Consider the following 13940-nt stretch of genomic DNA (forward strand, 5'->3'; position numbering starts at 1 on the left):
TTCAGCGTGCCTGGTCTTGCACCTGCGCCCACCAACGCTCGAAGGTGTCGGCCAGCGGACCGCGCAGCGCGGCCCAGTCTTGCAGCACCGTGAAGTGATCGGCATCGGGTGCTTGGACGCAGGCGCTCCAGGCGCCTGCGCTGCCACCTTGGCCTTGCCAGCGTTGGTGCATGTCGGCGTTCTGCGCCAGGAAGGCCGGTGTTTCCGCCCCGCCCACCAGCCACACGGCCGGCACGGGTGCTGCGGTGGCGGTCAGCAAGGGCGATTGGCGACGCGCCGTTTCGGCGTCCAGGCGCAGCTTTTGGTTCAGGGTGGTGCCGACGAGGGGCGCGAGGTCGTAAATGCCGCTGATGGCCCACACCCCATCGACCTTGGCCGGGTCGTGGCGGGGCAGGTCGCCTTGTGCCAGTCCCAGCACGCTGGCCAGGTGGGCGCCCGCTGAATGGCCGGCGACGACCAGGGGCAGGTCAGCGCCGCTGCGCTGGCGCGCATGCGCGGCCACCGCCGCGACGCTGGGCGCCACCGCTTTCACGAGTTCATCGAGTGTCACATCGGGACACAGCGGGTAGTTGGCCAGTGCGACGTGGAAACCCCGCGCCTGGAAGGCCGGCGCCAGAAAGCGGAACGGCGACTTGTCGCGCGACTGCCAGTAGCCCGCATGCAGGTACAGCATCACGCCCTGGGCGGCGGCGGGCGCAGGAAAAAAATCAAAACGCTGGCGCGGGTGTGGGCCATAGGGCAGGTCGAGTTCGGCCGTGGCTTGCGCGGCAGCGCCATCGCTGTGGGTCTGGAACTGCGCGAGCAGCGCAGGAAAACCCGGCCGGGCCTGACCTTCGACATACTGAAATTGGTGGTCGTCCATGTGGGCCTCCGGCGTCAGAAGGTGCCGGGGTAGGCACCACCGTCGGCCAGCACGTTCTGACCCGTGATGTAGCCGGCCTGCTGGCTGCACAGGAAGGCGCAGATGGCGCCAAATTCCTCGGGGTTGCCGAAACGTTTGGCCGGGATGGTTTTGCGGCGCGCGTCCATGATGGCTTCGATGGGCTGGCCGGTTTTGTCGGCCGCGCCTTTCATGGTGCCCTTGAGGCGGTCGGTGTCGAAGGCGCCGGGCAGCAGGTTGTTGATGGTCACGCCTTGCGCGGCGATGCCGCTGCGCGAGAGGCCGGCCACAAAACCGGTGAGGCCGGTGCGCGCGCCGTTGCTCAGGCCCAGGATGTCGATGGGCGCCTTGACCGCGCTGGACGTGATGTTGACGATGCGACCGAAGCCGCGCGCGGCCATGCCGTCCACCGTGGCCTTGATGAGTTCGATGGGGGTGAGCATGTTGGCGTCCAGCGCGGCGATCCATGCCTCGCGTTCCCAGCTGCGGAAGTCACCGGGCGGCGGGCCGCCGGCGTTGGTCACCACGATGTCGAAGTCGCGACCGGGGCCACCGGCCACGGTGAAGGCGGCCTCACGACCCTCGGGCTTGGTGATGTCGGCGGCCACCGCCAGCACCTGCTGGCCGGGGCGCGTGGCCTGCGCGCGCAGCCCTGCGGCGGCGGCGTTCAATGCGTCGGCGCCGCGTGCCACCATCACCACGTTCACGCCCTCTTGCACCAGGGCGGCGGCACAGCCCCAGCCCAAACCTTTGCTCGCGCCGCCCACCAGCGCCCATTTGCCTGCAATGCCCAAGTCCATGTGTGCTACTCCTGAAAGTTGAAAAGGTCAGCGCGCGCGGGTGACCAGCACCACACCGCCCATCACCAGCACCGTGCCGGCGATGATCCACGCATTGAAAGGTTCGTCCAGCAAGACCACGCCCATGGCGATGGTGGACAGCGGGCCGATCATGCCAGTCTGGGCGGTCAGGCCCGCGCCGATGCGTTCGATGGCCATCATCACCAGCAGCACCGGTGTGACGGTGCAGGCCACCGCGTTGAGCACCGACAGCCAAATCACGGGCGGCGCGACCAGGGCCGCGTCCAGCGGCCGCAGCAACACGAACTGGGCAATGCACAACAGGCACGCCACGGTGGAGGCCAGGCCCACCAGCCGCAGCGAGCCCAGGCGCTTGACCATCTCGCCGCTGTAGACGAGGTAGATGGCATAACTCAGCGCGCTGCCAAACACCAGCAGGGCGCCCACCGCGCCCCAGCCGCCCTGAAACTGCACCTCGTGCCCCAGCACCAGCACCACGCCAGCGTAGCTGATGGCCATGGCCGTACCTTGGCGCAGCGTGATGCCCCGCCCGTACATGAGCCAGCCCAGCACCAGCACCAGCGTGGGGTTGAGGTAAAGGATGAGCCGCTCCAGGCTGGCGCTGATGTACTGCAGGCCCCAGAAATCGAGGAAGCTGGCCAGGTAGTAGCCACTGAAGCCCAGGCCCAGGATGCCCCAGCGGTCGCGAGTGCTCAGCGCCGGTTGCCCGCGGCTGGCCCACCAGGCCATGGCCACAAACAGCGGCAGCGCGAACAACATGCGGTACATGATGAGCGTGACCGCGTCCACGCCGTGCCTGTAGGCGAGCTTGACGATGATGGCTTTGCCGCTGAAGGCAATGGAGCCCGCGCTGGCGAGCAACAAACCGGTGGTGAGGGAGCGCGAGGAGGTCACGAACAGGTCACGGACAAAGGGGCGCAAAAAGCGGCGCGTGCAGTGCGGGCCGGTACAACAAAAACAGCGCGTGAGACTAGCACAGCCCCCTTGTGCCCTGGGGCTGTGGGCCCATCGTCGATGGCGATGAGGGCCATCGTTCACAATGGTTTTTTGCGTCAGGAGATGGCCATGTGGAACAGCAAGCGGCAACTCATGGGAATCGTGTTGGGGTGGGTTTTGGCCTGGGCCGCACAGGCCCAGGCGGTGCGCCCCGAGGTGGTGGCCACCGGGCTGCAAAACCCCTGGGGCATGGCCTTTGTGGACGGCGGTGTGCTGGTGACCGAACGCCCCGGACGGCTGCGCTGGGTGTCACCCACGGGCGAGGTGGGGGCACCCATCACCGGGCTGCCCGCCATCGAAGCGGGCGGGCAGGGGGGCTTGCTCGACGTGGTGGCCGACAGCGCCTTTGCCCAAAACCGCCGCGTGTACCTGTGCTACGCCGAGCCCGCAGCCGATGGCAGCGGCAATTCCACCGCGCTGGGCAGCGCGCGGCTGTCCGACGATGGGCGCCGGCTGGAGCAATGGAAGGTGTTGTTCAGCCAGCGCCCCAAGGTGGCCAGCCGCCTGCACTTTGGTTGCCGCATCGTCGAGTCGCCCGACGGTTTTCTGTTTTTGGCCTTGGGCGACCGCTTCCACCGCATGGCCGATGCCCAGACGCTGGACAACCACCACGGCAAGGTGGTGCGCCTGCGCAAGCAGGGCGGCGCCGCACCGGGCAACCCGCTGATGGGGCGTGCCGGCGCCTTGCCCGAAATTTGGAGCTGGGGCCACCGCAACCCACAAGGTGCGACCTGGGGGCCGGACAACCGCCTGTGGGTGGGTGAACACGGCCCACAGGGTGGCGACGAAATCAACCGCCCCGAGGCGGGCAAAAATTACGGCTGGCCCGTCATCACCTACGGTGAGAACTACGGCGGCGGCAAGATCGGCGAAGGCCTCACCCACCAAGCCGGCATGGAGCAGCCGCTGCACCAGTGGACGCCGTCGATTGCGCCGGCCGGCATGGTCTTTCTGCGCAGCAAGCGCTACGGCAGCGACTGGCAGGGCCAGTTGTTTGTCGCCTCGCTCAAGTTCCGCTATTTGGCCCGGCTGGAGCTGGACATTGCCGGCCCACAACCCCGGGTGTTGCGCGAACACAGGCTGTTGACTGACCTGGGCCAACGGATGCGCGACGTGAAGGAGGGGCCGGACGGCCTGTTGTACCTGCTCACCGACGAGCGCGAAGGGCGCCTGATCCGCGTGCTGCCGCCCGGCTGAGCGCAGGCGTGCACAATGCGGGTCTGGGGTTGTTTTCGCCCCGTTGCATTCAATAAAACACCCCACACGTGCCGCCATGAAACCGGAGACAAGCGACTTTCTGGCCGGTTTGCCTCGCCAGCCTCGCCTGCTGGTGGTGGACGACCAGGCCATCCAGATCCAGGTGCTGTACCGCGCCCTGGCGCCCGACTGCCAGGTGCTCATGGCCACCAGCGGCGAGGCCGCGCTGCGCCTGTGCCACGAACGTTTGCCCGATTTGGTGTTGCTGGACGTGGAAATGCCCGGCATGGACGGCTTCGCGGTGTTGCAGCAGCTCAAGGCCGATCCGGTGACGCGCGAGTTGCCCGTGATTTTTGTCACCGGCCACACCAGCGACGACGTCGAATCGCGCTGCCTGGAAGCCGGCGGCGTGGACTACATCTCCAAGCCCATCAACCCGCGTGTGGTGCGCTCGCGGGTCAAGACGCACCTGATGCTCAAATTCCAGTCGGACCTGCTGCGCGACATGGTGTTTGTGGACCCGCTGACCAACAGCTACAACCGGCGCTACTTTGACCAGCGCCTGGCCATGGAGTGGTCGCGTGCGCGCCGCAGTGGCGCACCGCTGTCTTTGCTGATGATCGACGTGGACCACTTCAAGGCCTACAACGACCACTATGGGCACCCGGCAGGCGACCAGGCCCTGCGTGAGGTGGTGCGGGCGCTCACCCGCCACCTGCAACGTCCGGGCGACACGGTGGCGCGTTACGGTGGTGAGGAATTCGCCTGCCTGCTGCCCGAAACCGACCACAACGCGGCCCTGATGTTGGCCGACCGGCTGGAGCTGTGTGTGCGCGAGCTGGCGCTGCCACACGCGTTTTCGGGTGCCGCCCAGGTGGTCACCGTCAGTGTGGGGGTGGGCACCGCCACACCGCCGCTGGAAGACGGCGAGCAGTCGCTGGTGCAAGACGCCGACGCCGCCCTGTACCGTGCCAAACACGGCGGGCGTGGGCGTGCGTTGGGCCGCGCCGAACCTCAATCGAGCAAGGCCTGACACAGGCCCTGCGCGCGCTCGAAATCCAGCACCGCCACCGCCGCTTGCAGCTCGGCCAACGCGGCCCTGTGCTGGACGGGCATCTGTGCCGCCAGGCGTTCGACGGCGTCGGTGGCACCCATGTCCGAACTGCGCAACAGCGTCAACAGGTGCCGCAACGCGTCGCGCCAGGCCGCGCTGTCTGACGCTGCTGCCATGGGGGCTGGCGCCGGCAAAGCCAGACCACGCGCCAGCGCGTCGGCTTGGGTCTGTGTGTCGCCCCACTGGGCCAACACCGCCGGGGTGCTGTCGGGGTCGTGTTCCGCCGTGGCCGCCGTCTGCGCCAGGGTGTCCAGCCCCAGCGTGGCCGCCAAGCCTTTGAGCGTGTGCAGTTGCCGCTGCACTTCGCTCGTGTCGCCGCTGTCCCAGGCCGCCCGCAGCGCCGCGCTGCTGGACGGGCTGTCGGACACAAACGCCTGCAGCATGCGTTGGTACACATCGGCCCGGCCGCCCAGCCGGGCGATGGCCGCGCCGGCGTCGATGTGGGCCGGCGCCTGGTGGGTGGCCGGTGGCGCAGCGGCGGGCGCCGGCGCTGCGGCCACCCTGTCGCCGCCGGTGACGGCCCGCAACACGGACACCAACTGGTCGAGCACAAAAGGCTTGCCGACGTGTTCGTTCATGCCCGCGTCCAGGCAAGCCTGGCGGTCGGCCGAGGTGGCATTGGCCGTCATGGCCACCACCGGCAGCGCGTGCGCCGCATGGGTTTGGCGGATCTGGCGGGTGGCGCTCAGCCCATCCATCACCGGCATTTGCAGGTCCATCAGCACCGCGTCCCAACGGGTGCCGGGCTGGCCCACGGCCTGCACCGCCAGTGCGCCGTTGTCCACCACCGTCACCAGCGCGCCTTCGCTTTCCAGCAGTTCGCGTGCCACCTGCTGGTTGATGGGGTTGTCCTCTGCCAGCAGCAGCCGCAGCCCCTGCAACCGAGAGGTGGCGTGGCTGTGTGCCAGCCAGGGCGTTCGGGTCGCCCGCAGGGCCTCGCACAAGGTGCCGGGTGTCACGGGTTGGGTCAACCAGCCGGCAATGGCGCCGTCCTCGCCCGCTGGCGGCTCGTGCCCGTGGTCGGTGAGCACCCAACAGCGTGGCCCCGGCGCGGGGCCATGTTGCCGCACCGCGTGGCACAGGGCGGTGGCGTCCATGTCGGGCAGTGTGGCCGACACCAGCAAGGCCTCAAATCGCTCGCCCTGGGCCAGCCGGTCCAGCGCGCCCTGACCGTGGCCCACCGTCTCGGCCTGGGCGCCGAGGCCCGACAGCATGTGCGCCAGCAGTTCGCGTGCCACGGGATGGCTGTCGATCACCAGCACCCGGCCTGAGAGTGGCCGCCGAGCCGCCACCGGTGGCGCCGCTTCGGTGGGCAGGGCCAGCGCCAGCTGAAAGTGAAAGCGGCTGCCTTGGCCCGGCGTGCTGTCCAGACACAACTCACCGCCCAGCAGGGCCACCAGCCGCTGGCTGATGGCCAGGCCCAGCCCGGTGCCACCAAAGCGGCGCGTGGTGTCCGCTTCGGCCTGGGTGAAGCCGCTGAAGATCTTGCGCTGATTTTCAGGCGCGATGCCGATGCCGGTGTCGCGAACGGCCACGTCCACCTGGGCCACGCCCTGGTGAATGGCGGCCAGTCGCATCGAAATCACCACCTCGCCCTGGAGCGTGAATTTCACCGCGTTGCCCCCCAGGTTCACCAGCACCTGCTGCAGGCGCAGCGCGTCGCCCACCAGCACGGGCGGCAGGGCCGGGTCGATGTCGTAGAGCACCGCCACCGGTTTGCCGGCGGCGTTCATGGCCAGCACCAAACCCAGGTCGCGCAGCAGGGCTTCGACCTCGAAGGGCTGGGCCTCCAGCGTCATCTTGCCGGCCTCCACCTTGGAGAAGTCCAGGATGTCATTGAGCAGGTTGAGCAGCGAACGCGCCGCCCCTTCGGCCTTGGCCGCGTGGTCGGCTTGGCGCGCGTTGAGGGCGCTGCGCCGCAACAGCGCCAACATGCCCAGCACCGCGTTCATGGGGGTGCGGATCTCGTGGCTCATGTTGGCCAGGAACTGACTCTTGGAGCGCGAGGCCGCCTCGGCCGCCTCGGTGGCACGCACCAGGTCGGTGATGTCGATGCGAAAGCCCACCGTGTGGCCGTCGGCCATGCGGCGTTCGATGACGCGCACCACCCGCCCGTCGTCGAGGTGCTGCACCAGCGAGGTGTTGGCGGCGCGGTGTTGCGCCATGCGTTCGGCCACCCAGTCGTCGACGCGGCCGATGGCCTGGGCGTACTGGCCGCGTTCGGCGCCTTTGCGGATGATGTCTTCAAAGCGTGCGCCGGGCACGATCAGGTCGGCCGAGGCGGCGTACAGATCGCGGTATTTTTCGTTGCAGAACACCAGCCGGTCGTCAGGGTCGTACAGCACAAAGGCTTCGTTGACGGTGTCGATGGCGCCGCGCAGCAAGGCCTCTTTTTGTGCGATGGCCTGTTCGGCCTGCTTGCGCTCGGTGATGTCCACGTAGGTGGTGACAAAACCACCGCCGGGCATGGGCGCGCCCTGGATTTCCAGCGGGATGCCGCCCGGTCGCACGCGCTCGAAACGGTGTGGTCGCGCTTCGCCGCGCGCACGCGCCACGATGTCGGCCACCGTGGCCTCGATGTCGCCGCTGCCGTATTCGCCGCGTTCGGCGTTGTAGCGGATGAAGTCTTCGAACTGCGGCGGCTGGCGTTCGAACAAGCTGTCGGGAAAACCCAGCAGCCGCTTGTACTCGGCGTTCGAGGCCACCAGTTCGAGCTTGTGGTTGAACACGCTCATGCCACAGGGCAAGGCCTCCAGGATGGTGCGCATCAGCGCGTTCTGGTCGCGCAGGTCCTGCTCCAGCTGGCGCTGTTCGGTCACGTCGTGGTTGAGGCCGATCATGCGCAGCGCGCGGCCGTCGGCATCGCGCACCACGTGGGCGGCCCCGCGCAGGTGGCGCACGCTGTGGTCGTCGCGCACGATGCGGAATTCGGCCTGAAAGGGCGCCCCGCCGGCCAGGGCGTTGGCCAGCGAGCGATTGACGCGCTCGCGGTCTTCGGGGTGCAGGCAGCGGCGCCAGATGCCCAGGGGTTCGGCCTGCGGGCTGTCGGGCGCCACACCAAACATGCGGTACATCTGCGCGTCCCAAATGCGCTGGCCGCTGACCATGTCGATTTCCCACACCCCGAGGCCGGCGCTGTCGGCGGCCAGCGCCATGCGTTCGTTGAAGTCACGCAAGGCCTGCTCCGCCTGCTTCTGGGTCGTGATGTCGGCGGCAATCGCCATGAAGCCGTTGAGGCTGCCGTCGGGATGGCGCAAGGGCTGTATCTCCACCTGCAGCCAGTGCTTGTTGCCATCGCGCAGGGTCAGCAGATCGCCCTGGAAGGACTGCGCATCCGTCAGGGCCGCGCGCATGCGCCGCAGCAGGCCGGGGTCGCTGTGGTCGAGTTGCAGCAGCTCGCCGGGCAGGTGGCCCAGGGCATCCTGCGCGCTGTGGCCGGTGAGGCGCTCAAAACCTTCGTTGACCCACACGATGCGCCGCGCCACGTCGGTGATCACCACGGCGTTGGAGGTGCGCTGCGCCACCTTGGCCAGCCGGTCCAGGTCCAGCGTCATGCGTGTGGCCAGTTGTTCGGCCCGTTCGCGCCCCAGCGTGACCACGCGCACCAGGTAGGTCAACAAGGCGCTGATGAGCAGACCGGCCGCGAGCGCCAGCGGTGCCACCGCGCCGCCTGATGTGGCGTCGAACGTGGCCGTGCTGCTGACCTGCAGCAGGTAGGGCTGGCCCAGCAGGTTCAGTGGGCGGGTGAGGTGAAAGGCCCGCCCGCCGGCGGGTGCAGCGTCCGGGTTGCTGAGGTGGTGGTCGCTGTCGTACACCAGGCGTTGCAGGTCGTCGGTGCGCTGCCCTGCAAACAGCTCGAAGTCCACCAGCCCGTCGGCCAGGGCGGCCACGTCGCCCAGCAGTTCGGACGCGATGATGGGCGCGTAGAACACACCGTCCAGCTGGGCCCGCCTTTCGGGGGGACTGCCAGGGGCTTTGCCGTTGACCGGGCGGTAGACCGGGTGGTACATCAGAAAGCCCGGGCTGCGGCGGCCGTCCTGCACCAGCACCACAGGCTGGGTCAGGGTGGGCTGGCCGCTGTCGATCGCGCGCTCGATGGCTTCGCGACGCAGTGCCTCGCTGCCCACGTCCAGCCCCCGGGCCGAGAGGTTGTCGCGCAGCGGCTCCACATAGCGGATGACGTAGCGCTCTGGCAAGGCGCTGGGCGCGAGTTCGTGGACGGCAAAACCGGGGCCGTCCTGCGCGCTCACGCGGGCCTCGTACCCGGTCACGTCGGCCAGGGGCACACGCTCGATCAGGCCCAGCCCCCGGATGCCGGCAAACGACTGCTCAAGATTGAGCGCCGCGATGAAGGCGCGGAACTCCGACAGCCGCAGCTCACCGCTGCCCGCGTGCAGGCCAGCGGCGCCTTGCAGCGCGAACAAGGGCAGCCGGAAGCGCTGGCGCACCTCCTTGTCGATGCGCTCGGCATGGCGCTCGAACCGCTCCTGCGACTGCTGTCGGTTGTAGCTGGCCACCGAGGCAGCCACCACCAGGCTGATCACAACGCCCACCACCGCCACCAGTGCCTGGGGCCAGGCGCCACGCCAGCGGGTGGGGCGGGTCATCGGGGTGCCCGCGTTGAAACCCCGATCAAAGTTTGTCGGGGAGTGTGTTGAAATTTGACAATGCTTGACATAATGTTTCTATCCTAGCCACAGAAAGGCCCGCCATGAACGCCTTCGCCAAGCTGTCGTTGAAGTTGCGCCTGATCGTGACCACCGCGGTGCTGGTGGTGCTCAGTGTGGCGGTCGTCTCGGCTTTCAACTTCTTCACGGTGCGCAGCTCGGCCATGGCCACGCTGACGCAGAGCACCCAGGCGCTGGCAGAAGCGCGAGCGGCGGGCATCGCCGAATGGGTCAAGACCCGGGCGGCGGTGGTGGCGGCGCTGGCGCCGGCCACGGCGGTGGAAGACCCGCTGCCCGCGCTCACCCAGGGCGTGCGCAGCGGCGGGTTTGACACCACCTACATCGGCTACGCGAGCAAGAAGGCCATCTTCTCCAGCCCACAGAACCTGCCGCCCGACTGGGACCCGACCGCGCGGCCCTGGTACACGCAGGCGTCGGCCACACAAGGGGTGGCGCTGACCGAACCCTATGTGGACGCCGGCAGCAAGAAGCTGGTGATGACTTTTGCGGTGGCGGTCAAGGACGGGGCACAGACCGCCGCGGTGGCGGCGGGCGATGTGTTCATGGACGTGGTGGCCAGCAGCGTCACGGCCATCCACCCCACACCGTCGAGCAACGCCTTCATCGTCTCGCGCGGCGGCAAGGTGCTGGTGCACGAGACGCTGGACCTGGTGCTCAAGGAGGCGACCGCCCTGGCACCCGGCCTGAACGCGGCGGGTGTGGGCGCCATGGTGGACAGCCGGCAGCTCACGCGCATGGACATCCAGGGCACCGACAGCCTGTTGCTGGCCACACCCATTGCGGGCACCGATTGGGTGCTGGTGGTGGCGCTGCACCGGAGCGAGGCGCTGGCCGGGCTGCGGCAGTTGCTGGTGAATGCTTTGTTGGGCGGCCTGGTGGTGGCGGTCATCAGCGTGCTGGTGGCAGCTGCCGTGGTGGCCACCGCCGTGGCCGGCCTGGGCCGACTGGAAAAGGCCATGCAGGACGTGGCCTCGGGCGACGGCGACCTGACGCGGCGCCTGCAGGTGCAGGGCCACGATGAGCTGGCCCGCATTGCCCAGGGCTTCAACAACTTTGTCGAGAAGATTCGCGCGACGCTGGTGGACATCAGCCAGACCAGCCAGTCGGTGCACCAGGCGTCCGACGAAATTGCCACTGGCAACCACGACCTGTCGGCCCGCACCGAGCAGACCGCGTCCAGCCTGGAAGAAACCGCCTCCACCATGGAGGAAATGACCGGGGCGGTGACGCAGTCGGCCCAGACCGCCGAGGAGGCCAACCGCATCGCGGCCAGTGCGGCCGAGTCGGCGGCGCGGGGTGGCGAGGTGGTGGCGCGGGTGGTGGGCAGCATGGAGGAAATCACCCACAGCTCGCGCAAGATCAACGACATCATCACCGTGATCGACGGCATCGCTTTCCAGACCAACATCCTGGCGCTCAATGCCGCCGTGGAAGCGGCGCGGGCCGGCGAGCAGGGCCGGGGTTTTGCGGTGGTGGCCGGTGAGGTGCGCACGCTGGCCCAACGCAGCGCCGAGGCGGCCAAGGAAATCAAGGCGCTGATCGGGCGTTCCTCGCAGGCGGTGGACGCCGGCTCGGCCCTCGTCAATGAAACCGGCGTGGCCATGCAGGACATCGTGGACCAGGTGCGCCGGGTCTCGCAGATGATGCAGGAAATTTCGGCGGCGGCCAACGAACAGCGCTCGGGCATCACCCAGGTGGGTGCGGCGATTGGCAACCTCGACCAGATGACCCAGCAGAACGCCGCGCTGGTGGAGCAAAGCGCCGCTGCGGCCTCCAGCCTCAAGGACCAGGCCGAACACCTGGCCCGCACGGTGGGTCAGTTCAAGGTCGGCATGCCGTGATACGCTGACCCCAGGTGGCCTGGTGGAGAGCCGGAAAGGGCGTCAGCATGGAACTGTGGGTGGGCTTGGGCGTGGCCGTGATCGCCATCGGATGGCTGTTGCGCCAGCGCCTAGGGGCGCGACCGCAGGGTGCTCCGGCACGTGTGCCCACACCGCAGACATCACACGAACCGCCCTCCAGCGTGGGGGCGCCCGCCCCGACCGGTGATGCGCCGCTGAACCTGCCCCGCTTCAGGCCCTTGCGTGCCAACGACCTGAGCACCGAGCAGCAGCAACAGCTGCTGGCGGCCCACGTGGCTGTGCCGCGTCCCTCGCGTTTGCTCGATCAGCTGCTCTCGCCCGAGTTCGTCAACCAGGCCAGTGCCCGCCAACTGGCCGACCTGGTGGCCGGTGAGCCGCTGCTGGCGGCGCGGGTGCTCAAGGCGGTCAACGCACCGTTCTACGGGTTGCCGCAGCCGGTCAACAGCATCGCGCAGGCGGTCACCTACCTGGGCCTCACCACGGTGCGCATCACTTGCCTGCGCTACATCTTCATTGCCGCCTTCAAGACCAGCGAGGCGCCACGGCAGCAGGCGATAGACCGCCTGTGGCGGGCCAGCGCCCTGGCCAGTGAACTGATGGCGCGGGCCGCCAGTGCCTGGCCATTGGCCGATGCCGGCCGCTGGTCCAGTGCCGTGTTGTTGTCGTTTCTAGGGCGTCTGGCCGTGCTGGCCAGCGCCCCCGCCGAGCAGCTGCCCGCGCTCGCCAACGGCCCGCCGACCCAGCGGGCCGAGGCAGAACAACAGCTGGTGGGTCTGTGCGCGGCCGAGCTGGGGCGTCTGCTCATGGGCCACTGGGGGCTGCCCCATGGGGTGGTGGACGATGCGGCCGACATCGGGTGGCTGGTGTTCGAGGCGCCACCCTGGCCGACCGATGGCCGCGCCGAGGCGCTGGCTTTGTGTGCCTTGTGCGTGTGGCTGAGCGAGCGGGCGGCGGACCCGGCCACAGGCACGTTGCCGCCGCCGCTGGACTGGGCCACCGACACCTCAGACGACATCGCCTGTCTGCGCGCCCGTCTGAGCCCCGCACGGTGTGCGGCGCTCCAGGCCTGGTGGCTCACGCCAGAGGTGCAACAGCTGCTCGGCCCGTTCCCCCGTGCTTGATATCCCGTGGGCTGCCTGCCCATAATGGCCCATGGACGCACTCCTCGATCGGCTCGTCACGTCCGTCACCTCGGCACGATCCCTGGAGGAATTGACGCGCCCATTGCTGGAGATGCTGCAGGTCATCAGCGATCTGGATTCGGCCTACCTCACCGTGATCGATGTCGACCGGGACGAACAGCGCGTCCTGTTCGCTCACAACACGCGCACCCTCCATATCCCTGAGGGCTTGGCGGTGCCCTGGGGCGACACCTTGTGCAAACGTGCGCTGGACGAGGGGCACCCCTTCGAATCGAATGTCGCGCAGCGCTGGGCCGATTCCGCCGCCGCCCAGGCGCTGGGTTTGCAGACCTACGTGAGCGTGCCGGTGCGACTGGGCAACGATGCGCTGTACGGCACCCTGTGTGTGGCCAGCACCGAAAGCCACGCCCGCAACCCCGACATCGAGCGTTTGCTGGCCCTGTTTTCGACGCTGATTGGCCAGCACATCGAACGCGAGCAACTCCTTCACCAGCTGCTGCAGGCCAACGAACAGCTGGCGCACCACGCCCGAACGGACACGCTGACCGGATTGCCCAACCGCCGGGCCCTGCTCAGCGAGCTGGCCCGCATGTTGGCCCACGGCAAACGCACCGGCAACCACCTCCTGATCGCGTTTCTCGATCTGGATGGTTTCAAACGCATCAACGACACCCACGGCCACGACGCTGGCGACACGTTTCTGATCGAGATGGGGCAGCGCCTGCAGATGAGCCTGCGCGACGAAGACCTGGCCGCCCGCATCGGTGGCGACGAGTTTGTGGTGATCGGGCAAGGGCCGGCCGATGCCGAACAGGCCCAGGCCGCTGGCGCGGCCTTTCTGCAGCGTGTGATCGCCGCTACCCAGGGCCGGTTTGTGGTCCGTGGTCGGGTGCTGGACTACCCCGGGGCCAGTGTGGGCCTGGCGGTGGTGGCGCCGGCCACGCTCGATGCCGGGCAGGCGCTCGATCAGGCCGATGCCGCCATGTACGCGGTCAAGCGGGAGCGCAAGGCATCGGGCACAACCGCAGGAGTGGGCCTGGCCGGCTCAGACGCTGGCCAAGCACCGCCACTCAGCGCAGCACATCCCCCACACAGAGGTACTTGATCTCCACGTAGTCGTCCATGCCGTGGTGCGAACCCTCACGGCCCAGGCCGGACTGCTTGACGCCACCAAAGGGCACGTGTTCGGTGGCGAGGATGCCCACGTTGATGCCCACCATGCCGTACTCCAGCGCCTCGG

General features: G+C 68.5%; 10 protein-coding genes. 5 read left to right on the plus strand and 5 right to left on the minus strand.

The features are described from left to right. Position 1: 1 nt before the first annotated feature. From ACFQPB_RS20100 to ACFQPB_RS20110, 3 genes are read right to left on the minus strand one after another with little or no spacing between them, the layout of a single operon-like run. Positions 2 to 862, minus strand: a complete 861-nt coding sequence (locus tag ACFQPB_RS20100; RefSeq protein WP_382227153.1) for an alpha/beta hydrolase — start codon at positions 860 to 862, stop codon at positions 2 to 4. A 14-nt stretch (positions 863 to 876) separates the two neighbouring features. Next, on the minus strand, positions 877 to 1680 hold the full coding sequence (locus ACFQPB_RS20105) for an SDR family oxidoreductase (RefSeq protein WP_382227155.1): 804 nt from the start codon (positions 1678 to 1680) through the stop codon (positions 877 to 879). A 27-nt stretch (positions 1681 to 1707) separates the two neighbouring features. Next, positions 1708 to 2595, minus strand: coding sequence for a DMT family transporter (locus ACFQPB_RS20110; protein WP_382227158.1), 888 nt, complete (start codon positions 2593 to 2595; stop codon positions 1708 to 1710). Positions 2596 to 2766: 171 nt separating this feature from the next. On the opposite strand from ACFQPB_RS20110, the gene ACFQPB_RS20115 reads away from it, so the two are divergent. Continuing rightward, positions 2767 to 3894 (plus strand): PQQ-dependent sugar dehydrogenase, encoded by a 1128-nt coding sequence (locus ACFQPB_RS20115; protein WP_382227161.1) that lies wholly within the window; start codon positions 2767 to 2769, stop codon positions 3892 to 3894. Between the two features lie 76 nt (positions 3895 to 3970). Continuing rightward, positions 3971 to 4927: a diguanylate cyclase domain-containing protein gene (locus ACFQPB_RS20120; protein ID WP_382198685.1), complete on the plus strand. Its 957-nt coding sequence runs from the start codon at positions 3971 to 3973 to the stop codon at positions 4925 to 4927. Here ACFQPB_RS20120 and ACFQPB_RS20125 read toward each other — a convergent pair. Continuing rightward, positions 4909 to 9615 carry a PAS-domain containing protein gene (locus ACFQPB_RS20125; protein WP_382227164.1) on the minus strand — a complete coding sequence of 1569 codons (4707 nt, stop codon included), beginning with the start codon at positions 9613 to 9615 and terminating at the stop codon, positions 4909 to 4911. The two genes, ACFQPB_RS20120 and ACFQPB_RS20125, sit on opposite strands and share 19 nt — an antisense overlap. A 104-nt stretch (positions 9616 to 9719) precedes the next feature. On the opposite strand from ACFQPB_RS20125, the gene ACFQPB_RS20130 reads away from it, so the two are divergent. Genes ACFQPB_RS20130 through ACFQPB_RS20140 form a run of 3 tightly spaced genes read left to right on the plus strand, consistent with a single transcriptional unit; the run spans position 9720 to position 13805 of the window. Beyond that, positions 9720 to 11537 carry a methyl-accepting chemotaxis protein gene (locus tag ACFQPB_RS20130; protein ID WP_382227167.1) on the plus strand — a complete coding sequence of 606 codons (1818 nt, stop codon included), beginning with the start codon at positions 9720 to 9722 and terminating at the stop codon, positions 11535 to 11537. Between the two features lie 47 nt (positions 11538 to 11584). Beyond that, on the plus strand, positions 11585 to 12679 hold the full coding sequence (locus ACFQPB_RS20135; RefSeq protein WP_382227170.1) for an HDOD domain-containing protein: 1095 nt from the start codon (positions 11585 to 11587) through the stop codon (positions 12677 to 12679). Positions 12680 to 12710: 31 nt separating this feature from the next. Continuing rightward, positions 12711 to 13805 carry a GGDEF domain-containing protein gene (locus ACFQPB_RS20140; RefSeq protein WP_382227173.1) on the plus strand — a complete coding sequence of 365 codons (1095 nt, stop codon included), beginning with the start codon at positions 12711 to 12713 and terminating at the stop codon, positions 13803 to 13805. On the opposite strand, the gene ACFQPB_RS20145 is transcribed toward ACFQPB_RS20140, so the two are convergent. Further along, positions 13771 to 13940: aldehyde dehydrogenase family protein (locus tag ACFQPB_RS20145; protein WP_382227180.1), on the minus strand; the 170-nt coding region annotated here is incomplete at its 5' end. The two genes, ACFQPB_RS20140 and ACFQPB_RS20145, sit on opposite strands and share 35 nt — an antisense overlap.

The sequence above is a fragment of the Hydrogenophaga atypica genome (genome assembly GCF_042665215.1).
GTDB classification, from domain to species: domain Bacteria; phylum Pseudomonadota; class Gammaproteobacteria; order Burkholderiales; family Burkholderiaceae_C; genus Hydrogenophaga; species Hydrogenophaga defluvii_A.